Origin of the sequence: Peribacillus aracenensis, assembly GCF_025175645.1 — a bacterium.
Lineage (GTDB): Bacteria > Bacillota > Bacilli > Bacillales > DSM-1321 > Peribacillus > Peribacillus aracenensis.
The window spans coordinates 41,085-63,564 of the sequence record NZ_JANZMJ010000012.1 but is presented as its reverse complement, the minus strand read 5'-3'; the positions used below and the strand labels follow the sequence as shown (position 1 = coordinate 63,564).

At 42.8% G+C, this 22,480-nt stretch carries 21 protein-coding genes and 1 tRNA gene; 19 read left to right on the top strand and 3 right to left on the bottom strand.

All coding sequences use genetic code 11. The features are described from left to right. The first annotated feature begins 80 nt into the window (after nt 1-80). From N0M92_RS13780 to N0M92_RS13750, 7 genes are all read left to right on the top strand, one after another. Entirely contained in the window at nt 81-1,583 is a 1,503-nt protein-coding gene (locus N0M92_RS13780; RefSeq protein ID WP_260286292.1) for a tetratricopeptide repeat protein, read from the top strand. A gap of 104 nt (nt 1,584-1,687) precedes the next feature. Next, entirely contained in the window at nt 1,688-2,635 is a 948-nt protein-coding gene (trxB, locus tag N0M92_RS13775) for a thioredoxin-disulfide reductase (protein ID WP_260286290.1), read from the top strand. A 540-nt stretch (nt 2,636-3,175) separates the two neighbouring features. Beyond that, nucleotides 3,176-3,634, top strand: coding sequence for an NUDIX hydrolase (locus tag N0M92_RS13770; RefSeq protein WP_063233957.1), 459 nt, complete (start codon nt 3,176-3,178; stop codon nt 3,632-3,634). A gap of 42 nt (nt 3,635-3,676) precedes the next feature. After that, complete coding sequence (gene rapZ, locus N0M92_RS13765) at nt 3,677-4,576, top strand: RNase adapter RapZ (protein WP_076368244.1); 900 nt, start codon at nt 3,677-3,679, stop codon at nt 4,574-4,576. Continuing rightward, a complete protein-coding gene (locus N0M92_RS13760) occupies nt 4,566-5,552 on the top strand; it encodes a gluconeogenesis factor YvcK family protein (protein WP_260286289.1) in 987 nt (328 codons plus the stop codon). The genes rapZ and N0M92_RS13760 overlap by 11 nt, the downstream gene beginning before the upstream one ends. A 67-nt stretch (nt 5,553-5,619) precedes the next feature. Further along, nucleotides 5,620-6,573 carry a DNA-binding protein WhiA gene (gene whiA / locus N0M92_RS13755; protein WP_034309971.1) on the top strand — a complete coding sequence of 318 codons (954 nt, stop codon included), beginning with the start codon at nt 5,620-5,622 and terminating at the stop codon, nt 6,571-6,573. A 20-nt stretch (nt 6,574-6,593) separates the two neighbouring features. Continuing rightward, nucleotides 6,594-6,851: an HPr family phosphocarrier protein gene (locus tag N0M92_RS13750; RefSeq protein WP_048688029.1), complete on the top strand. Its 258-nt coding sequence runs from the start codon at nt 6,594-6,596 to the stop codon at nt 6,849-6,851. 96 nt (nt 6,852-6,947) lie between these two features. Here the strand turns inward: N0M92_RS13750 and clpP are convergent, their stop codons facing one another. Next, complete coding sequence (clpP, locus tag N0M92_RS13745) at nt 6,948-7,556, bottom strand: ATP-dependent Clp endopeptidase proteolytic subunit ClpP (protein WP_063233960.1); 609 nt, start codon at nt 7,554-7,556, stop codon at nt 6,948-6,950. A gap of 288 nt (nt 7,557-7,844) precedes the next feature. Between clpP and N0M92_RS13740 the strand changes: the two genes are divergently transcribed. The 9 genes from N0M92_RS13740 (at nt 7,845) to eno (ending at nt 17,136) form a co-directional block, all read left to right on the top strand. Then, nucleotides 7,845-7,916: transfer RNA gene (locus N0M92_RS13740), tRNA-Arg, on the top strand. Between the two features lie 317 nt (nt 7,917-8,233). Next, the gene (rpoN, locus tag N0M92_RS13735) at nt 8,234-9,571 is read left to right on the top strand and encodes an RNA polymerase factor sigma-54 (RefSeq protein ID WP_311202557.1); all 1,338 of its coding nucleotides are present in this window, start codon (nt 8,234-8,236) and stop codon (nt 9,569-9,571) included. Between the two features lie 5 nt (nt 9,572-9,576). Beyond that, nucleotides 9,577-9,828 carry a glutaredoxin family protein gene (locus tag N0M92_RS13730; protein WP_397443851.1) on the top strand — a complete coding sequence of 84 codons (252 nt, stop codon included), beginning with the start codon at nt 9,577-9,579 and terminating at the stop codon, nt 9,826-9,828. A 139-nt stretch (nt 9,829-9,967) separates the two neighbouring features. Next, nucleotides 9,968-11,002 carry a sugar-binding transcriptional regulator gene (locus tag N0M92_RS13725; RefSeq protein ID WP_098371545.1) on the top strand — a complete coding sequence of 345 codons (1,035 nt, stop codon included), beginning with the start codon at nt 9,968-9,970 and terminating at the stop codon, nt 11,000-11,002. 32 nt (nt 11,003-11,034) lie between these two features. After that, nucleotides 11,035-12,042, top strand: a complete 1,008-nt coding sequence (gene gap / locus N0M92_RS13720) for a type I glyceraldehyde-3-phosphate dehydrogenase (RefSeq protein ID WP_076368241.1) — start codon at nt 11,035-11,037, stop codon at nt 12,040-12,042. A gap of 247 nt (nt 12,043-12,289) precedes the next feature. Then, the gene (locus N0M92_RS13715; protein ID WP_260286287.1) at nt 12,290-13,474 is read left to right on the top strand and encodes a phosphoglycerate kinase; all 1,185 of its coding nucleotides are present in this window, start codon (nt 12,290-12,292) and stop codon (nt 13,472-13,474) included. 46 nt (nt 13,475-13,520) lie between these two features. Next, complete coding sequence (gene tpiA / locus N0M92_RS13710) at nt 13,521-14,282, top strand: triose-phosphate isomerase (RefSeq protein ID WP_106027029.1); 762 nt, start codon at nt 13,521-13,523, stop codon at nt 14,280-14,282. Continuing rightward, complete coding sequence (gpmI, locus tag N0M92_RS13705; RefSeq protein WP_260286286.1) at nt 14,275-15,810, top strand: 2,3-bisphosphoglycerate-independent phosphoglycerate mutase; 1,536 nt, start codon at nt 14,275-14,277, stop codon at nt 15,808-15,810. The genes tpiA and gpmI overlap by 8 nt, the downstream gene beginning before the upstream one ends. Nucleotides 15,811-15,840: 30 nt before the next feature. Then, nucleotides 15,841-17,136, top strand: a complete 1,296-nt coding sequence (eno, locus tag N0M92_RS13700) for a phosphopyruvate hydratase (RefSeq protein ID WP_034309992.1) — start codon at nt 15,841-15,843, stop codon at nt 17,134-17,136. Nucleotides 17,137-17,355: 219 nt separating this feature from the next. Here the strand turns inward: eno and N0M92_RS13695 are convergent, their stop codons facing one another. Both N0M92_RS13695 and N0M92_RS13690 read right to left on the bottom strand, forming a co-directional pair. After that, nucleotides 17,356-18,180 (bottom strand): M15 family metallopeptidase, encoded by an 825-nt coding sequence (locus tag N0M92_RS13695; RefSeq protein WP_260286285.1) that lies wholly within the window; start codon nt 18,178-18,180, stop codon nt 17,356-17,358. Between the two features lie 55 nt (nt 18,181-18,235). Then, nucleotides 18,236-18,778, bottom strand: a complete 543-nt coding sequence (locus N0M92_RS13690) for a hypothetical protein (RefSeq protein WP_260286284.1) — start codon at nt 18,776-18,778, stop codon at nt 18,236-18,238. A 175-nt stretch (nt 18,779-18,953) separates the two neighbouring features. On the opposite strand from N0M92_RS13690, the gene secG reads away from it, so the two are divergent. From secG to rnr, 3 genes are all read left to right on the top strand, one after another. Then, complete coding sequence (gene secG / locus N0M92_RS13685) at nt 18,954-19,187, top strand: preprotein translocase subunit SecG (RefSeq protein WP_057912046.1); 234 nt, start codon at nt 18,954-18,956, stop codon at nt 19,185-19,187. Nucleotides 19,188-19,327: 140 nt separating this feature from the next. Then, nucleotides 19,328-20,074, top strand: coding sequence for an alpha/beta hydrolase (locus tag N0M92_RS13680; RefSeq protein WP_260286283.1), 747 nt, complete (start codon nt 19,328-19,330; stop codon nt 20,072-20,074). A gap of 33 nt (nt 20,075-20,107) precedes the next feature. Then, on the top strand, nt 20,108-22,465 hold the full coding sequence (gene rnr, locus N0M92_RS13675) for a ribonuclease R (protein ID WP_260286282.1): 2,358 nt from the start codon (nt 20,108-20,110) through the stop codon (nt 22,463-22,465). The last annotated feature ends 15 nt before the right edge of the window (nt 22,466-22,480 follow it).

Below are 22,480 nucleotides of genomic sequence, written 5' to 3'. Positions count from 1 at the left end.
CCATTTTCTTGAATTGTTCGGCAAATTTTCTCCAATATGTTATAATACTATGGTTAATCAACTTGTAGATGGAGGATTACATGAGTAAAGACTCTAAATTTGGCCAACAGGCACAAATTCTAACTTTTCACCCAACAGGTGAGTATTATTTCACCAAGGGTTTAAAAGCTTATCATAGACGAGAATTACCTAAATCAAAAAAATACCTGGAACGTGCGCTGGAACTTGAACCTGCTGAGCCGATGATAGCTTGTCAATTGGCAATCACCTGCTCGGAAATCGGTGAATATAATTATTCAAACAACCTATTGGAGAACATCTTGGATGTGATGGATCCCTACATGTCGGAATGTCATTACTTCCTGGCGAATAATTATGCCCACTTAGGCATGTTCAAGGAGGCTTATCGTCACGCCAGTGCTTATCTTGATAAAGAAGAAGACGGGGAGTTCAGCGATGACGCAGAGGATCTGCTTGAACTGATAACTTTTGAGTCGGATGAATCCGAAGAAAACCCCTTTAAGCATGATGGGCTCATTACCAAACAGGAACAAGCCCGTGAGTACCTGGAATCAGGCAATTTCCCGAAGGCAATCGAAGTCCTGAAAGAAACGATTGCAGAGTACAAGGATTACTGGTCCGCTTATAATAACCTGGCACTTGCCTATTTCTATCTTGGTCAAGTAAATGAAGCCTTTGAAACACTTGATGAGGTATTGGAAAAAAGTCCGGGAAACCTGCATGCGCTTTGTAACCTTGTCGTTTTTCATCATTATCAACAGGATGAAGCAAAGGTTGAAGAGCTCATACAGATGCTGGAGAAGATTCGGCCGATGCTATCCGAACATCGTTTCAAGCTTGGAGCGACCTTCGCTTTGATCGGAAACTATGCTTCTGCATATAAATGGCTGAAAGGACTCCAAAAGCAAGGGTTCGAGGGAGATGGAACCTTCTACTATTGGCTTACCATTTCCGCTTACCACTTAGGCCATGAACAGTCTGCCAAAAAGGCATGGAAAAAAGTCGTGGAAATGAACCCGGAAAAGGAAGGCATGGAGCCTTGGGGAGATATGAATGCCACTTCAGATGGTTTTGAACATCATTTTCCTTCTATTACAAAAAGGCTGGAAAGTGAATTCATCGAGGAAAGGCTGTTTGCCATTTTCCTTCTGAAACATTCGGTTCATAAACAGAAGCTATTGAAAAACCAGGTCCTTAACCTAAATCAGAATTTCACTGATTTGGAACGTGATTATGCCGAACTTGTTCAAGTTCCTGCTAAAGATCGCCAATTAACACCGATTGATTTTGCCGATCGTACAGCCGAGTTATTATATCGGCATTTCCAACCAATACAATTAAATGAAGCCGGGCTCTATTTAATGTGGTTTTCCGTCTTCATCGAAGCGGTGAAATCCGAGCAGAAGTTAAATAATCCAGCAGGCTGGGCATCTGCTGTGGAGTACGTGTGGAATCAGCTTAAAAATGAGAAGGTGAGCAAACAGGCAATAGCAGACAAACATTTCATATCGGTGTCCACCTTATCGAAGTACGTGAAGTTGGTTGAAAACTTACTGGGATGAGCAAATATTTGGACGAAAAATTATTTGTTATATAGGATAATAGGTAGGGAACACTAACTCGTAGTGAAGGTTCCATTTGTAATGGAATATGGAGGAGTGAAGACATGTCTGAAAAAATTTATGACGTTGTTATTATTGGAGCTGGTCCTGCAGGGATGACGGCTGCTGTCTATACATCACGTGCGAACCTCTCAACATTGATGTTGGAACGCGGAGTACCGGGCGGGCAAATGGCAAATACTGAAGAAGTGGAAAATTATCCTGGATTCGACACGATACTCGGACCTGAACTTTCAACGAAAATGTTTGACCATGCAAAGAAATTCGGTGCGGAGTATGCCTATGGGGATGTTAAGGAAATCATTGACGGTGAAGAGTATAAAACGATCAAATCCGGTTCCAAGGAATTCAAAGCACGTTCAATCATCATTTCATCTGGTGCCGAATACAAGAAAATCGGCGTTCCAGGCGAAAAAGAATTGGGCGGCCGCGGTGTATCGTATTGTGCAGTTTGTGATGGAGCTTTCTTCAAGCAAAAAGAACTGTTCGTTATCGGCGGTGGAGACTCTGCTGTTGAAGAGGGTGTGTACTTAACCCGTTTCGCCTCAAAAGTGACGATCGTACACAGACGTGACGAACTTCGTGCTCAAAAGATTCTTCAAGATCGTGCATTTGCCAATGAAAAAATTGACTTCATCTGGAATCATACTTTGAAGGAAATCAATGAAAAAGGCGGCAAAGTCGGCGGTGTCACTCTAGTTTCCACTGAAAACGGAGAAGAGACAGTGATGGACGCAGACGGTGTATTCATTTATATCGGAATGCTTCCGCTAACTAAACCATTTGAGGACCTGGGCATCTTGAACTCCACAGGCTATATTGAAACGAATGATCGGATGGAAACACGCGTCCCTGGTATTTTTGCTGCTGGTGACGTTCGTGAAAAAACATTGCGCCAAATCGTCACAGCTACAGGCGATGGAAGCATTGCCGCTCAATCCGCTCAGCATTTTGTTGAGGAGCTTCAAGAAAAATTGCAGCCAAAGGCTTGATTTTCAAGAATATATAATCGTAATTCCGTTTTAACGACGTTGTAACACGCATGAAATAATTATTGGGTATAGTATGGGTAGAAGTTGACCCCCTTTAATTATAAACGTTTAAGGACACAGAATGAGTTTCTGTGTCTTTTTTTTGTTTTCCTGCTTTGAGACTATATCTTTGGTTCCAATTTTTAGGTGGTATTTAATGTGAAATAAGCTAGCCCTTTGCATTTAGGCAGCGAAAGTGGAGAAGAATAGGAGTTAAGCAGGATAAAGGCTTACCTATGTGATTCTTTGCGAATGAATATTCCCCCAATGCAGGAAGTTTACTTTATTGTTAGCTCATTTCAAAAATAGTATAATGATAAGATATACTAAACATAATCTTTCATAATGGTAAGAAGATGAAAAATACAACTTGTTTGAACTATTAGCATTTGTAAATCGCCAAATGGATATCTAGCGGCGGTTTAAGGATATAAACTGAATCTCTTCAACATGGGGGGGGAAGGTTTCTATAGTCGAGCAGAGCCAATTGAGGTGAAGAACGTGCAACGTGTCACAAACTGTGTATTGATAAAAGATAATCAAATCCTCTTATTGAAAAAGCCTAGACGCGGATGGTGGGTAGCTCCAGGCGGCAAGATGGAACCTGGGGAATCTGTACGCGATGCTTGCATTAGGGAATATCGCGAAGAAACGGGTGTTTATTTAAAAAACCCTTCCATCAAAGGTATTTTCACCTTCATTATGAAGGACGGAGATAAAGTTTTGTCAGAATGGATGATGTTCACTTTCTTTGCAACGGATTCCGATGGTGTAAATGTGGATGTTTGTGAAGAAGGGGAGCTTAGCTGGCATCCGGTTGAAGATGTTAAAAAGCTGATGATGGCCGAAGGTGATTTTCACATCCTTGACTATATGGTTCATGGAAGTGGGATCATCTATGGAACATTTACCTATACGCCTGAATTTAAGCTGCTTTCTTACCGATTGGATCCAGGTTAATTTTTAAATATAAAAAAAGATATACATGGGGGCGGAGAAACTATGAGTACAGGGCAGATGAGTGAAACGCAATTGGTCATCATTACCGGAATGTCCGGAGCGGGTAAGACAGTGGCGGTTCAAAGTTTTGAAGACCTCGGCTTTTTTTGCGTCGATAATTTGCCGCCCACGTTATTGCCAAAGTTTTTGGAGTTAATGAAGGACTCCGGGAATAAGATGAATAAAGTGGCCCTTGTCATGGATTTAAGGGGGAGGGAGTTTTTTGATTCCTTATTTCTTGCACTGGATAATTTAACGGATACAGCTGCAGTATCACCAAGAATCCTTTTTCTTGATGCTGATGATGATTCCCTGGTACGCAGATATAAGGAAACGAGAAGGACCCACCCACTTGCTCCATTAGGACGGCCATTGGAAGGCATTAAAATGGAACGGGAACTTTTGGACGAATTGAAGGGAAGGGCTCAATTGATCTTTAATACTTCCCAACTGAAACCGCGCGAATTGAGGGAGAAAATCGCTTCGGAATTTTCTGCCGATAAAAGTGTCGGCTTTACAGTCAATGTCATGTCGTTCGGGTTCAAGCATGGCCTGCCCATAGATGCCGACCTAGTGTTTGATGTACGTTTCCTGCCAAATCCATATTATATTGACCATATGAGACCAAGGACTGGCTTGGAACAGGAAGTGTCGAGTTACGTTTTAAAATGGAGCGAGACGCAAAAATTCTTGGAAAAAGTGACCGATCTGCTTGCATTCATGCTTCCATATTATAAACGTGAAGGGAAGGCACAGCTTGTTGTTGCGATTGGTTGTACAGGCGGTCAGCACCGTTCGGTAGCGCTGACGGAGTATATTTCAAACCACTTCAAAAAAGATTACAGGGTTCAAGTATCACATCGCGATATCGAGAAAAGTAAGGGGAAAGCAGATGTTAAATAATAAGAAACAACCTAAGGTTGTGATCATTGGAGGGGGAACCGGCCTGCCCGTTTTGCTGAGAGGGTTAAAGAAGCATCCAGTGGATATTACGGCAATCGTTACGGTAGCTGATGATGGTGGCAGTTCAGGCCGCCTTCGCGAGGATATGGATATCCCCGCTCCGGGTGATATTCGTAACGTGCTGGCTGCATTATCGGATGTAGAGCCCCTTGTTGAACAAATGTTTCAACATCGCTTTCAGAGTAAAAATGAGTTGTCCGGTCATTCGCTGGGGAATTTGATACTGGCGGCAATGACTTCGTTGACAGGCGATTTCGTCCATGCGATCCAGGAAATGAGCAAATTCCTTAATGTCCGAGGTAAAGTGCTTCCGGCTGCCAACCAAAGTGTGGTTCTCCATGCGGAGATGGATGACGGAACGATTGTTACAGGAGAATCCAAGATCCCCTTCTCAGGAAAGAAAATAAAAAAAGTTTTTCTGTCTCCTCATCATATAAAGCCGCTCAGTGAAACTCTCCAGGAAATCAAGCAGGCAGATCTTATTGTCATAGGTCCAGGAAGTCTATATACTAGCATTCTGCCTAACTTACTTGTCCCTGGCCTAGGAGAAGAGGTTGCCCGTTCCAAGGCTAAAAAGGTGTACATTTGCAATTTGATGACACAAGCCGGCGAGACGCTGGATTATAGTGCGAGCGATCATATAAAAGCGATATATGACCATATGGGGAATGCATATATTGACAGGATACTTGTTAACAATGAAGAAATACCAACCGAGATTCAGCAACGCTATCAGGCTGAATATGCCAAACCGGTCATGTATGATGTGGAAAGTTTAAAACGGATGGGTCTTGAAATCATACAAGAACGCATTTTCAGCTATGAGGGGAATGTAATACGCCATGACACGAAAAAAGTGGCGGATTTGCTTTATAACATGCTTATAAATGAAACTAAAAGCCCCATAATACCGTAGATATAAGCGGGGCCGGTTTTTTGATTGATAAAAATAGATTACCTGCGTTCGATTGGGGGTGAAATGGATGTCTTTTGCTTCAGAAACGAAAAAAGAGCTTACTACATTAGAGGGAAAGGATTGCTGCGGTAAGGCGGAATTGTGTGCGCTTATCCGGATGAACGGATCCCTTTCATTTTCTAATCGGAAGCTTGTTGTGGATATTCAAACTGAAAATGCTGCGATTGCCAGAAGGATTTATACGCTGCTGAAAAAAAGTTATGAGGTCCAGGTCGAGCTGTTGGTCCGTAAAAAGATGAAGCTTAAAAAGAATAATGTATATATTGTAAGGATGTCATCCGGAGGGCAGCGGGTTTTAACCGATTTGGAAATTTTAGGCGATGGCTTTGAAATTCTCCATGATATATCCGATACTATTGTTGGGAAGAAATGCTGTAAGCGTTCTTATCTGAGAGGTGCATTTCTTGCGGGGGGTTCGGTAAATAATCCGGAAACGTCTTCCTATCACCTCGAGATTTTCTCACTTTATAAAGAGCACAATGATGCCCTATGTGAGCTAATGAATAAGTTTGGCTTGAAGGCCAAGACACTTGAACGCAAGAAAGGGTACATCATTTATTTGAAAGAAGCCGAAAAAATTGCCGAGTTTTTAAGCATAGTTGGCGCCCATTCAGCTTTATTAAGGTTCGAGGATGTACGGATTGTCCGTGATATGCGTAATTCAGTGAATCGGCTTGTGAATTGTGAAACAGCCAATTTGAACAAAACGATCGGGGCCTCATTGCGCCAGGTCGAAAATATCCATTATATCGAGGATACGGTAGGGCTAAGCATATTACCGGATAAGCTTCGGGAAATTGCGGAGCTTAGGATAGCGTTTCAGGATATAACCTTAAAGGAACTTGGGGAAATGGTATCCGGGGGAACCATCAGTAAGTCCGGGATTAATCACCGATTACGAAAGATTGATGAAATAGCTGACAGACTCCGTGGGGGAGAGGCTATTGCTGCGAAAAAATAAAGCTAACAGGGGAGATCAAGATGGTGGAAAAACAAGTTGAGGTAAAATTGAAGACGGGTTTGCAAGCGCGGCCGGCGGCTCTTTTTGTACAAGAAGCTAACCGCTTTCATTCAGATGTTTTTCTTGAAAAAGAAGGAAAGAAAGTGAATGCAAAAAGTATAATGGGGTTAATGAGCCTTGCCATCAGTTCTGGCGTGTCCGTGAAGTTGATCGTCGAAGGACGCGATGAAAAAGAAGCGTTAGAGGCATTGGAAGAGTTCGTTCAGCAAGAGGGTTAAAAGAAAAGGATGCCTAAAAGTGCATCCTTTTCTTTTATCATGTAAAAAGGCTCCGGAAGTCGCTTGAGGCGATCTCCGGAGCCTTTTGTTGCATAATCATTTAGAGTCTTTTTTGTCATCAAGGATGCTGCGCGTAATGACTTTGTCAATCAAGCCATATTCAAGTGCTCTTTCGGAAGTCATGAAGTTATCACGCTCCGTATCTCTTTGAAGGACTTCAATAGGCTGACCAGTACGTTCTGCCAGGATTTGGTTCAGTTTATCTTTCAAGTGAAGGATACGGCGGGCAGCAATTTCAATTTCCGTAGCTTGACCTTGAGCTCCTCCAAGCGGTTGGTGAATCATGACTTCACTGTTTGGCAACGCATAACGTTTGCCTTTTTCGCCAGCAGCCAATAAGAAAGCGCCCATGGAAGCGGCCATACCGATGCATACTGTGGATACATTTGGTTTGATATATTGCATAGTATCGTAAATGGCCATACCGGAAGTGATGCTTCCGCCAGGGCTGTTGATGTATAGAGTGATATCTTTTTCAGGATTTTCTGCTTCTAAAAATAGTAATTGAGCAACAATAGAGTTGGAAACATTATCGTCAATTGCACTTCCTAGCATAATGATCCGGTCTTTTAATAAACGGGAGTAAATATCGTAGGCACGCTCCCCACGACTTGTTTGTTCGATAACTGTAGGAATTAAATTCATGTTCATTTCCTCCTTCGATTAAGAGAATCATTTAAATTCTTTATGTATGTATGATACACTTTTTGGTCAATTTAGGTCAAACAAAACAAACCCTATAATGAATAATTTGTTCGACAATTTTCTGGCTAAGGCTCCTTCCCGATAGATTACTTTATCTATTATGCCGCACAGGGATGAATTTCCATATTACCCATAATACCCAAAAGCCGAAGTTTTAAACCTGATAACCCTTGCAAAGAAGGGGATTCTATCATATAATGAAGTCTGTTGAAAAATATTTTCTATTACGCCCTCGTAGTGCAACGGATAGAACGCAAGCCTCCGAAGCTTGAAATGCAGGTTCGATTCCTGCCGAGGGCATTACCAATCTTCTGCTTAATAAAGTGGGGGATTTTTTATTGGGCATTTTTAAGCGGTTCCCTAAGATTTTTGGCGAATTCGCTCGTTTTCCGTAATATTCCATCGAATCCTGTACTGTCATTCCCGTCTTGAAAATATTCGCCCGCACTATTGAAAAATGGTGATTTTTCAATAAAAGTAGTTGTTAAATTTGCATTTCTAACATATAGTATTTAAAACAAATAAACTATTCAGAAAAAAATCGTAAGCGTTTTCATGGGTTTTTGTGTAGAATTTTCTCCTGATAATGTAAAATGGAGTAGGGGAGGGATGAATCGATGAGTATGAATATGAAAGCAGGACTTTTTCAACAGCAAACATTAAAGATGGCAATGACCCAGGAGCTTATGCAAGCTATTACATTGCTGCAATACTCCTCGCAGGAGCTATCGGCTTTTTTAGAAAATAAAATGGTGGAGAATCCATTACTGTCCATAGATCAGCCAACAGCTTCTTTATTTCAGCCAACTTTTGACCGGAAAAAGGGTAAACGGACTCTTAAAAATACGTATGATGCCAATTATTGGATTGAACAGATCAGTGAAGATACTTTATCGCTTGAACAGCATATCATGTCCCAGGTGAATCACCAGCAGTTTTCAGGTGAGCAGCAGAAGGCAATGCTGCTATTAATTCATAACCTTGATGAAAACGGTTACTTAAGGACACAGCTGGATGATATATGCGTCCCAGGCATATCTCCGGCCGCTTTGGAAGAGAGTCTCTCGTTCTTACAGGAACTCGAGCCGCATGGCATTGGGGCGAGAAACCTTCAAGAATGCCTTTTGCTTCAGGTGAAAGCAGAAGGGGAGAACCTGCTGGCGGAATCGATCATAGAAAATCATTTCCTCGATTTTGCTGAAAAGCGCTGGAAAGACCTAAGTAAGAAAATCGGTGTTACAATGAAGGAGATTCAAGAAGTCTTTGATTATGTCCAGACGTTGAACCCGCGTCCGGCTTCACTCTTTTTTCAGGAAAAGCCTTCTTATATAGTGCCGGATGTTGTCGTGGAAGTTCGGGATGGCATGCTGCTTGTCGGGAATTATGATGGTAACACACCCAATCTTAATGTGGATAAAGGGTATTTAAACCGAATGAAGAGCCATAAGGATCAGGGAGTCCAACGGTTTATCCAGGATAAGTGGCAGGAATACCAATGGATCTCCAGAGGAATCCAACAAAGAAAGGAAACTATATTGAAGGTCATTCAGTGCATCGTCGAAAAACAGCCGGCGTGCTTTCATCATGGCCTGAACTATTTGAAGCCGATGACGATGAAAGAAATAGCTGACGAACTTGGTATACATGAGTCCACAGTAAGCCGGGCGGTTAAAGGGAAATACGTTCAGACACCATTTGGCACGATAGAGATGCGGATATTTTTCACCACTTCTTTACAATCAGTTGGCCTTGATGAGGATATGTCGGGCATGCAAGCAAAAAAGAGCCTGCAGGCAGCCATCAATGGGGAAAATAAACAAAAGCCGCTTTCGGATCAAGATCTGGCAGAACGGTTGAAAGAAGAGCATGGAATTATCCTGGCACGCCGAACCGTTGCCAAATACCGGGAACAATTAGGGATCCCTTCTTCATCTAAACGAAAAAGATATGATTGAAAAGGATGAGTGGTTTGGAATCAAATGCGTTTGTTTTATATAGTAGGGATAAATGCCCGTTATGTGATAAAGCCAAGCAGGTACTTGATGAAGTGAAGGCGGAGTCGGGCATAGGCTATAAGGAAATAGATATCCATACCGATGATGATTTGCTAGAGAAATTCGGGCTGATGATTCCTGTCGTAGAATGGAAAGATGATATCGTTCAATTTGGAAATGTTGATAAATCAGCTCTAAATAGGCTTTTGGAAAAATAATTTTTCAAATCATTTGAAGAAACATTCCGTTCCTGCTAGAATAAAATATGTAGCAGGAATATTTTTTTGTTTTAAGTGGGACAAAAAATGACTACGCGGGACAATAAATGTCCAACTTAACTTTTTAGGAGTTTTAGATATGCGTACATTACTCGAGGTACAAAGAAAATTATTACCAGATTTCCTTCTGGTTATGCAAAAAAGATATGATATCCTGCGTTATATCAAAATGATGCAGCCGGTTGGAAGGCGCAGTCTGTCCGTGAGCCTTAATTTGACAGAACGGACGCTTAGAGGCGAGGTTGATTTTCTGAAAAGTCAGAACCTGGTTAACATATTCAGCTCTGGCATGACGCTGACTGATGAAGGGATTGAAATCCTGGATAAGTTAGAAGGAATAATGCGTGAAGTAATGGGTATAGACATAATGGAACGGCAATTGCAGGATTTGTTACAAGTGGATGAGGTCATTATCGTCTCAGGAAATTGTGATGAGACCCCATGGGTGAAAAAAGAATTGGGTAAAGCTTGTGCAAACCGTATGAAACGGGAATGGAACTCAAAGAATATCATTGCGGTTACTGGCGGATCGACAATGGCCGAAGTGGCCAATTCGTTGTCTCCTGATGAAGCGTCGAAGAAATTGATATTTGTCCCTGCCCGCGGGGGAATCGGTGAAGCAGTGCAGAATCAGGCCAATACGATTGTCGAAAAAATGGCACAGAAGGCACAGGCTTCATACAGAGTGCTATATGTACCCGATCAATTAAGCGGTGAGGTTTATGCTTCGTTTCAGAAGGAACCTGCAATTAAAGAAGTGATTTCCCAAATTAAATCTGCCGATATGATCATTCATGGAATCGGTGATGCCATGGCGATGGCAGAGAGAAGAAATTCTTCGCCAGAAATGTTAAAGAAGCTGTTAGATGGAAATGCTGTAGGAGAGGCATTCGGTTATTACTACGATGAAAACGGCAAAGTTGTTCATAAAGTTTTGACAGTCGGCATTCAGTTAGATGATCTTAGCCCTGAAAAGCGAGTGATAACTGTGGCAGGTGGTAAAACTAAAGCAAAGGCTATCCGCTCCTACATGAAAGGCGCACCTTCATCAACCGTTTTGATCACGGATGAAGCGGCGGCACAAGAGTTAATTCAGGGGAATTACACCCCTTAATATATTTGCGAACTTAAAAGGAGGAATTTTTCATGGCAGTAAAAGTTGGTATTAATGGTTTTGGACGTATTGGACGTAATGTATTCCGTGCAGCATTGAGTAATCCTGGGGTAGAGATTGTTGCTATTAACGACTTAACGGATGCTAATATGTTAGCGCACCTTCTTCAATACGATACAATTCATGGATCTCTTAATGAAAAAGTAACAGTTGATGGGGATTACCTTGTTGTTGATGGTCACAAAGTAAAAGTATTGGCTGAACGTGATCCTGCACAATTAGCATGGGGTGAACTAGGAGTAGAAGTAGTTGTAGAATCTACGGGACGTTTCACAAAACGTGCAGATGCAGCTAAGCATTTAGAAGCGGGCGCGAAAAAAGTAATCATCTCTGCTCCTGCATCTGATGAAGATATCACGATTGTCATGGGTGTAAATGAAGACAAATATGATGCAGCAAACCACCATGTAATCTCTAATGCTTCTTGTACAACGAACTGCTTGGCTCCATTTGCTAAAGTGCTTCATGAACAATTCGGAATCAAACGCGGTATGATGACTACAGTTCACTCTTATACAAATGATCAGCAAATCCTTGATTTGCCTCATAAAGATTACCGCCGTGCACGTGCAGCTGCCGAGAATATCATTCCTACAACAACTGGGGCAGCAAAAGCTGTTGCACTTGTCCTTCCTGAACTTAAAGGGAAGTTGAATGGTATGGCAATGCGCGTACCTACTCCAAACGTGTCTGTTGTCGACCTTGTTGCAGAGCTTGAAAAAGACACAACAGTTGAAGAAGTTAATGCAGCATTCAAAAAGGCTTCTGAAGGCGAATTGAAAGGAATCCTTGAGTACAGCGAACTTCCGCTAGTATCAACTGACTATAACGGTAACCCATCATCATCTACAATTGATGCCCTTTCCACAATGGTAATGGAAGGAAACATGGTTAAAGTATTATCTTGGTATGATAATGAAACAGGATATTCTAGCCGTGTTGTTGATTTGATCGACTATTTGGCTAAAAAAGGATTGTAATTAGAATAATAAAAAAACCTCACCAAGGTGAGGTTTTTTTTATCACACCTCTAAAAAAACTTGGCAGAAGATGATATTATTAGTAAGTCATTAATCAGTCAAGCGTTTACATTTCTTGTTTTTGGATAATTTCCTGGAAACCGACTATAATGAAAAAGAGAAAAGGGGAGTTGGGAAATTTGCCCTCTCCCTTTTTGACTAAAAGGATCAAAAATATGATAACAATATCTAAGGAGGTTCTTGGATTATGAATAAAAAGTCGATTAAAGATATTGAATTAAAGGGGAAACGCGTATTTTGCCGTGTTGATTTCAATGTGCCGATGCAGGACGGGGAGATTTCGGACGATACTAGAATCAAAGCAGCACTGCCGACGATTTCCTATCTGACGGAACAGGGGGCTAAAGTCATCCTGGCCAGCCACCTTGGCCGTCCTAAAGGACAAGTCGTTGAAGAATTGCGTCTGGCACCTGTTGCAAAAAGACTAAGCGAACTTAGTGGCAAAGACGTGCAACAGGCAGAAGAAGCATATGGAGAGAACGTGCAATCAATCATTGCTAACATGCAAAATGGCGAGATCCTGTTGTTGGAAAACGTTCGTTTCTATCCAGGAGAAGAGAAAAACGATCAAGAATTAGCGAAGTCATTCGCTGCACTGGCTGATGTTTATGTTAACGATGCATTCGGAGCTGCGCATCGTGCACATGCTTCAACTGAAGGGATAGCGCACCATCTTCCAGCTGTTGCCGGATTGCTGATGGAAAAAGAGCTTTCCGTACTAGGAAAAGCCCTATCGAACCCGGAACGTCCTTTTACAGCTATAATTGGCGGAGCAAAAGTAAAGGATAAGATAGGCGTTATCGAAAACCTTTTGGAAAAAGTCGATCACTTGATCATTGGTGGTGGTCTGGGTTATACATTCATTAAAGCGCAAGGTCATGAAATCGGTAATTCTTTATTGGAAGAAGACAAAATAGAATTGGCCAAATCTTTCATCGAAAGTGCAAAAGAAAAAGGCGTAAAACTTCATTTGCCTATCGATGCAGTCGTAACGGCTGAATTTTCACCTGATGCAGAGGCAGAGAATGTCGATATCGATGCTATTCCAAATGATAAAATGGCTCTTGATATCGGTCCAAAAACAAGTGATTTATTTGCGGATGTGATCAAAAGTTCTAAGCTTGTCATTTGGAATGGACCAATGGGTGTATTCGAGTTCGATAAATTTGCGAATGGAACGAGAACGGTTGCTGAAGCATTGGCGGAAGCGAAAGATACGTACAGCATTGTAGGCGGAGGGGATTCAGCCGCAGCTGCAGAAAAGTTTGGCTTGGCAGAAAAGATGTCCCATATTTCAACTGGCGGCGGTGCATCTCTTGAGTTCATGGAAGGCAAAGAGTTGCCTGGCGTTGTGGCCTTGAACGATAAATAAGATCAATCCGTTACATATTTCAACTTTAGAAGGGATGAGGAACCAAATGCGTAAACCGATTATTGCAGGAAACTGGAAAATGAATAAAACACTATCTGAAGCGACTGCTTTTTTAGAAGAAGTGAGCAATTTGATTCCGAAGCAAGATGTAATCGATACGGTTGTATGTGCTCCAGCTTTATTTTTGGATCAGCTGGTTCAAGCAGCAAAAGGAACCGATGTGAAAATTGGGGCGCAGAACATGCACTTTGAAGAAAGCGGTGCTTTCACAGGAGAAATCAGCCCAATCGCATTGGCTGATCTTGGTGTATCCTACGTCATACTTGGTCATTCCGAGCGCCGGGAAATGTTCAACGAAACGGATGAAGCCGTTAATAAAAAAGCTCATGCCGCTTTTGCCCACAAGTTGACACCGATCGTATGCTGCGGTGAAACACTTGAGCAAAGGGAAGCTGGCGAAACGAATGATTTCGTAGGCAGCCAGATTGAAAAAGGCTTGGCAGGATTATCTGACGATCAATTGAAGCAAGCCGTTATTGCTTATGAGCCGATTTGGGCGATTGGAACAGGGAAATCGTCATCTGCTCAAGATGCAAATGAAGTTTGTGCACATATCCGTTCAGTTGTTGCCGACAAATTTTCAAATGAAGCGGCTGCAGCCATCCGCATTCAGTACGGTGGCAGTGTAAAACCTGAGAATATTAAAGAGTACATGGCACAACCTGATATAGACGGTGCATTGGTTGGCGGTGCAAGTTTGAAATCCGATTCATTTTTACAATTGCTGGAGGCTGGTCACTATGAGTAAGTCGCCTGTGGCACTTATTATCTTAGACGGTTTTGGCTGCCGTAACGAAGAAAAGGGAAATGCTGTTTATCATGCGAAAAAACCGAACTTTGACCGTTATTGGGAACAGTATCCGCATTCCCATTTAACGGCAAGCGGGGAAGCGGTCGGCTTGCCTGCCGGTCAAATGGGGAACTCGGAAGTGGGGCATTTGAATATCGGGGCAGGACGGATCGTTTATCAAAGTCTGACCCGGGTGAACCTGGCTATCCGTGAAGGCGAGTTTGCACAAAACCCAACTTTGGTCGATGCCATGAACCATACTAAGGAAAAAGGCACGGACCTTCATCTTTTCGGTCTTCTTTCAGATGGCGGCGTGCACAGTCATATTGATCATATGTATGCCCTCCTGAAATTGGCCGCAAAAGAAGGAGTTAAAAATGTATATGTACATGCATTTTTAGATGGCCGTGATGTGGGACCGAAAACGGCACAGGGTTTTATTAAGGAAGCGGAAGCGAAAATGAAGGAAATCGGTGTTGGTCAGTTTGCGACCATATCCGGAAGATATTATTCGATGGACCGTGATAAGCGCTGGGAACGTGTGGAAAAATCCTACCGTTCGATGGTGTATGGTGATGGCCCTGCTTACTCTTCTGCGATGGAATGTGTCGAGGATTCCTACGAACATGGCATTTTTGACGAATTCGTGATACCTTCGGTCATAACGGCGGAAGACGGTAAACCGATGGCAACGATAAAAGATGATGATGCCGTAATCTTTTATAACTTCCGTCCAGATCGGGCGATCCAGATTTCCAATACGTTCACGAATGAGGATTTTCGCTCATTTGACCGCGGTCCCGGACATCCGAAGCATCTCCATTTTGTCTGTTTGACACATTTTTCAGAAACAGTTGACGGATATGTTGCATTTAAACCGACAAATCTTGATAATACATTAGGGGAAGTACTTTCCCAAAACCAGCTTACCCAGCTTCGTATCGCTGAAACTGAAAAATATCCGCATGTGACGTTTTTCATGAGCGGCGGACGTGAAGAGAAGTTTCCTGGTGAAGAGAGGATTTTAATTAATTCTCCGAAAGTCGCTACATATGATTTAAAACCGGAAATGAGTGCTTATGAAGTGACGGATGCATTGGTGGAACAGATTGAGGCTGACCGTTTTGATGCCATTCTCTTGAATTTTGCCAACCCGGACATGGTTGGTCATTCAGGGATGCTTGAGCCTACCATTAAAGCGATTGAAACAGTGGATGAATGTCTAGGCAGGATTGTGGATTTAATCGTCTCAAAAGGCGGTACAGCAATCATTACGGCTGACCATGGTAATGCTGATGAAGTCGTAACGCTTGAAGGCGACCCCATGACAGCCCATACTACGAATCCCGTGCCTGTCATTATCACAAAAAATCAGGTAACATTAAGAACAGGTGGTATCTTAGGCGATTTAGCTCCAACGATGCTTGATTTGCTTGGAGTCGAAAAACCTGTTGAAATGACAGGGAAATCCCTATTATCTAAATAAAATTGTGAATAGGAAAAGGAGAGATTTATAATGCCGTACATTGAACATGTATATGCACGCGAAGTGCTAGATTCCCGTGGTAATCCAACAATAGAAGTAGAAATCCAAACAGAGTCCGGATACTTCGGACGTGCGATCGTACCATCAGGTGCTTCAACAGGGGAACATGAAGCGGTTGAGCTTCGTGACGGAGATAAATCTCGTTACCTGGGTAAAGGGGTACAAAAAGCAGTTGATAATGTAAATGATATCATTGCTGAAGCTGTCATCGGTTTGGATGTAACGAACCAAGCAGGCCTTGACCTTACTATGATTGAATTGGATGGCACTGAAAACAAAGGAAACCTGGGAGCTAATGCAATCCTTGGCGTGTCAATGGCTGCTGCCCATGCTGCTGCGGAATTTTCAGGTTTACCATTGTACCGTTACCTTGGTGGGTTCAATGCGAAACAACTTCCCACTCCAATGATGAACATCATTAACGGAGGATCACATGCCGATAACAATGTTGACTTCCAGGAATTCATGATCCTTCCTGTAGGTGCTCCTAGCTTCAAAGAAGCAGTTCGTATGGGTGCTGAAGTATTCCATGCGTTGAAATCTGTCCTTTCTGCCAAAGGCTTGAATACGGCAGTCGGCGATGAGGGCGGCTTTGCGCCAAACCTTGGTTCAAACCGTGAAGCGTTGCAAGTCATCATCGAAGCGATCGAAAAAGCTGGCTACAAAGCAGGCGAAGATATCTACCTTGGCATGGACGTAGCTTCATCTGAATTCTATAACAAAGAAACAGGCAAATATGATCTTGCAGGAGAAGGCCGCAATGGCGTTACATCCGAAGAAATGGTTGCTTTCTATGAAGAGCTAGTGAATGAGTTCCCTATTATTTCCATCGAAGACGGCTTGGATGAAAATGACTGGGATGGCCATAAGCTTTTAACGGAGCGCATCGGTTCTAAAGTTCAATTAGTGGGTGACGATCTTTTCGTAACGAACACGAAAAAATTGGCTGAAGGCATCGAAAAAGGCATCGGTAACTCCATCCTGATCAAAGTGAACCAAATTGGTACACTGACTGAAACGTTTGATGCAATCGAAATGGCTAAACGCGCAGGCTACACTGCAGTCGTTTCCCACCGTTCCGGTGAAACGGAAGATGCAACGATCGCTGACATCGCCGTTGCAACAAACGCAGGCCAAATCAAAACGGGTTCCATGTCCCGTACAGACCGTATCGCTAAATACAACCAACTACTTCGCATCGAAGACCAGCTTGGTGACTTGGCTGTATATGGCGGGTTGAAATCTTTCTATAACTTGAAGAAGTAATTATTTGGGGATTCCGCTTCTGACGAGAAGCGGATGGATTCATTATAATGATTTCTTTTAACCTCCCAATCAATGTGAGAATGCACATTGATTGGGAGGTTTTTTTGCCTTTAACGTAGCCGTCCAGTCACTGATTCCGGCTTGGTTCAGGGCTGATAAAAGGAGTTAATCAAACGTTTGATTAATAAAAAAAAGGTGCCGCATCCGGGCACCTTTTTTTTATTTATTCGATACAGCTTCCACTGGTACGGCATTATAGTATTCTTCCAATGTGCTCTTCGTTTGGAAAATTTCAGTGGCGGCATCGACACCTACATAGCGGATGTGCCATGGTTCGTATTTATACCCTGTGATGTTTTCCTTGCCTTCCGGATAGCGGATGATAAATCCATATTCATGGGCATGCTCGGCAAGCCAGGTCGCTTCATTCGTATCACCGAAGCAGTCTTGGGCAGCACATGCACCGTCGTGGGTCGTAACATCAATCGCGAGACCCGTTTCATGCTCGCTTGTCCCAGGCATTGCACTGTAGGTTTTCGCTTTTTCTTCCCCGTCCTTTGCCACATAGTTATTAAAGACCGTGATTTGTGTTTGATGTGAACGGTACGCGGAAACACCGGCAAAGTGCATGTTTTCTTTTTCGGCAGCCTGGAACATTTTTTCAAGAGCCTTTCCCGCTTCTTCGCGCATCATTCTTTTTTCAATTTTATCTTGAAAGATGAAATCCACTTTTGGGTAGATAAGGTCATCAGGTTTGTAATCTTCCGGCAGGCTGTATTGTTTATTGACAAGTACAGGTATGCTTTCCGGGTTGGCTAATGTCTGAAGGCCAGCCTGTGCGGGCTTAACCGTTTCATCAACTTCCACCTGACGTTGGGCCGATTCATTTGAATCATGATTCTTATCAGTTTCTGACTCCTTATCCTGGGAGCTCGGTTGTTCTTCTTTTGGCTCTTTTTTATCATCGCTGGTCAGGTCGAATGAACAGCCAGCCATCAGAATGAAAGATGATAGAGCAGTTGCTGCAAATATAGGTTTTAACATATGAAAGGCCCCTTGCTTTTAATATAAGATTTCCAATAAAAATGGTTTTGAAAGATTATCGTGATAAGTAATCCCTTGTTAATTCACTTTGATATTTATCAAGAAATAAGCCAATCCAGACCACCATCAACAAAAAAGGATAATCATTACGGATTGCGGTTTGCACGACGGGATCAGACCAAAAGTGCGAAAGGAAACCAGATGACATCCTGATTGTCTCGAATGTGACAAGACCGTGCAGCGATAACCAAAGGATCGTAAGGGTATTGGTCCCAAACCCGATGACCGCTGCTATGATGCTCAGCAAGACGGCTGCTGCCCCGATCAGGAGGACATGGAAGCTTGATTGGAAAAAGTCGATACCGCTATTGGAAAGTCCATTATAAATAATAGCAGTAAAATAAACGGTTGTCGTGATATATGCAGCAAATAATAAGTATCGATTTCCGTGATACTTTGCCAGCAGCAATAAAAGCGGTGATAGGATGATTAATAGGACACTGATAAGATTGCTTCCGCCTGTCCATAAAGAATAGCCGGCAACCGCCGAGAATAGGATGGTCAGGAGATCAAGAATCCGAAGTATGGACTTAAACATGTTGACACCTCTTTCTCTATTTATGCAAATTATCTCAAACTTTGTTTCAAAAAGAAATAAATGACTATGGGTTTTAGGAATTCTTACCATCATAGTATAACAAAGATTGTGGATATTTATTGGGTGTGGTAAAGTTAAAGTAATTGTTTATTGGTTCTTCAGGAGGTGTAATTGCATGCATGCATTTCTCATAACGCTTTTAGTGATTGTCAGTATCGCCCTCATTGTGACGGTATTGCTTCAATCAGGTAAGAGTGCAGGTTTATCTGGTGCGATTGCCGGCGGTGCCGAGCAGCTATTCGGAAAGCAAAAGGCACGCGGTTTGGACCTGATTTTACATCGTGCAACGATAGTATTGGCGATTTTATTCTTTGCTTTAACTTTACTTGTTGCTTTCTTTGATGTGTAATGGATCAAAAATGAGTCTAGCTAATTAGCTAGGCTTTTTTCTTTGCACAATAGTTGCATGAATAGATATAGTGATTTTAGTACTTAATTATAGGATAGGGATATTTTTCATTCTATTTACTGATAAAGGAGTTTGAAGTCATGAAAATCAAGCTGCAGCAGCCCTTTACTTTTGAAGCCGGAAAAAGGGCTGTCTTACTTTTACATGGATTTACGGGGAATTCGGCGGATGTACGGATGCTGGGCCGTTACTTGGAGACACAGGGATACACCTGCCATGCCCCGCACTATAAAGGGCATGGCGTCCCGCCAGAGGAGCTGGTGAAAACGGGCCCGGAAGATTGGTGGAAAGATGTCATGATGGCCTATGATTTTCTGAAAAGCAAAGGCCATGAAGAAATTGCTGTTGCCGGACTCTCATTAGGAGGCGTATTTTCTCTAAAATTAGGTTACACTGTACCTATAAAGGGTATCGTATCGATGTGTGCGCCTATGCATATTAAAAGTGAAGAAATGATGTTTAAAGGAGTATTGGAGTACGCCAGAGAATTTAAGAAGTATGAAGGAAAAACTCAAGAGCAAATAGAGCTTGAAATGGACCTCCTTGCCGATAAACCGATGAATACATTGAAGGCCCTTCAGGAATTGATAACGGATGTAAGAGAACACGTCGACCTTATTTACGCTCCGACATTTGTCGTGCAGGGCCGGCATGATGATGTTATCAATCCAAAAAGTGCCGATATTATTATTGATTCCATTGAATCACCGGTCAAACGAATCAAGTGGTATGAAGAATCCGGCCATGTCATAACTCTTGATAAAGAAAAAGACCAGTTGCATGAAGATGTATTGGAATTTTTAGAAAGTCTGGATTGGTCCGAATAACAAATTTATTATACCCTGAATAGGAGGGTTTTCATGGAAGATAACATTCAAGAACATATTAATAAGCTTCTGACCTACATGACGGATGAAGCGTATAAGCCGTTAACGGTACAAGAACTGGAAGAGGCTTTGAAAATCGAAGACTCGGCAGATTTCAAGAACTTCGTTAAGGCTTTAGTGAAAATGGAAGAAAAGGGATTGGTGGTCAGAACAAGAAGCAATCGTTACGGCCTGCCGCAAAAAATGAATTTGTTCCGCGGTAAATTAACGGGGCATGCAAAGGGGTTTGCCTTTGTGACACCTGAGGACAACCCAGGAATGGATGATATTTTCATTCCGCCAAATGAAACGGGCACAGCGATGCATGGGGATGTCGTCATGGTACGAGTATCTTCGGAAACATCCGGCTCAAGGCAAGAAGGCACGGTCATCAGAATCCTTGAACGCGGAATTACACAAGTGGTCGGTACATACTCTGAAAGTAAAAGTTTTGGTTTCGTCATACCCGATGATAAAAAGATCGCAAGTGATATCTTCATCCCGCAGCACGCTTCACATGGAGCGGTAGAGGGGCATAAGGTTGTCGTCAAGCTTACTTCCTATCCTGAAGGACGCATAAGTGCCGAAGGCGAAGTCATTGAAATTCTGGGGCATAAAAATGACCCTGGCGTGGATATTCTTTCTGTCATCCATAAATATGGTTTGCCGATGGAGTTCCCGGAAGACGTAATGGAGCAAGCCAATGCCGTTCCGGATACCATTCAAGAAAGTGAAATAGGCAACCGCAGGGATTTGCGCAATGATGTTTTGGTCACGATTGATGGAGCGGATGCAAAGGACCTGGATGACGCCGTCACTGTTTCTAAACTTGAAAATGGCAATTACAAGCTGGGTGTTCACATTGCTGATGTCAGCCATTATGTGAAGGAAGGATCTCCAATTGATAAGGAAGCTTTGGAAAGAGGGACGAGCGTTTATTTGGTGGACAGGGTCATACCGATGATCCCGCATCGTTTATCGAATGGCATTTGTTCCTTGAACCCACAAGTCGATCGTTTTACACTCTCTTGTGAAATGGAAATCACGCCAGATGGCAAAGTCGTCAATCATGACATTTTTGAAAGTGTCATTAAGACGACGGAACGTATGACATATGGCAATGTGAATAAAATCCTTGTGGATAAAGATGAAGAACAGCTCGAACGCTATGAAGCGTTGGTGCCAATGTTCCAGGACATGGAGAAGTTAGCGGCCATCCTTCGTAAAAACCGGATGAACCGCGGTGCGATCGACTTTGATTTCAATGAAGCGAGAGTCATCGTTGATGAAGAGGGCCATCCGACTGATGTAGTTTTACGTGAAAGGTCGGTTGCGGAAAAGCTGATTGAAGAGTTCATGCTTGCGGCAAATGAAACCGTTGCAGAGCATTTCCACCGTCTTGACGTTCCGTTCATCTACCGTATTCATGAAGATCCAAAGCCGGAAAAGCTGCAGCGTTTCTTCGAATTCATTACGAATTTCGGATATATTGTACGGGGATCCGCCAATGACGTCCATCCTAAGGCGTTACAGGAAATCATTGAGGCAGTTGCCGGTAAACCGGAAGAAACGGTCATTTCAACCGTCATGCTTCGTTCCATGCAACAGGCGAAATATGATCCGGAGAGCTTAGGTCACTTTGGTTTATCTGCTGAGTTTTATACACATTTCACATCGCCGATTCGCCGTTACCCGGATTTGATTGTGCACAGGTTGATCAGGACCTACTTGGTGGAAGGTAAAATGGATGAAGCCACGAAGGAGAAATGGAATGCCAATTTACCTGAGATTGCCGATCACACATCGAAACGTGAACGTCGCTCAGTAGATGCTGAACGGGAAACGGATGATCTGAAGAAAGCGGAATATATGCTGGATAAGATCGGCGAAGAATATACCGGGATCATTGGTTCGGTTACGAATTTCGGGATGTTCGTCGAGTTGCCGAACACCATTGAAGGACTTGTCCATGTCAGCTTCATGACGGATGATTATTACCGCTTCGATGAGCGTCAGCTTGCAATGATCGGGGAGCGTACCGGTAATGTGTTCCGGATTGGCGATGAGATCGACGTACGTGTTTCCAACGTCAATAAGGAGGAACGCGCCATCGATTTTGAAATCATCGGCATGAAGGTAAGCCGTCCGCGTCCATCTGGCGAGAAGAAAATATTCAAAGCCAATTCAGGCGAACGCAAACGCGGCCGAGGCGGCAATGGAGGGCGTAAGGAAGGAAAAGGCGGCGGCCGTAATGGAGATTCGCCTTCTTCTGGAAGAAAACCGAAAAAGAAGAAAAAATTCTTCGAAAATGCGCCAGCTGCCAAGCGCAAGAGAAAACCAAAAAAGAGATAAAGATTGGGCGGGGGG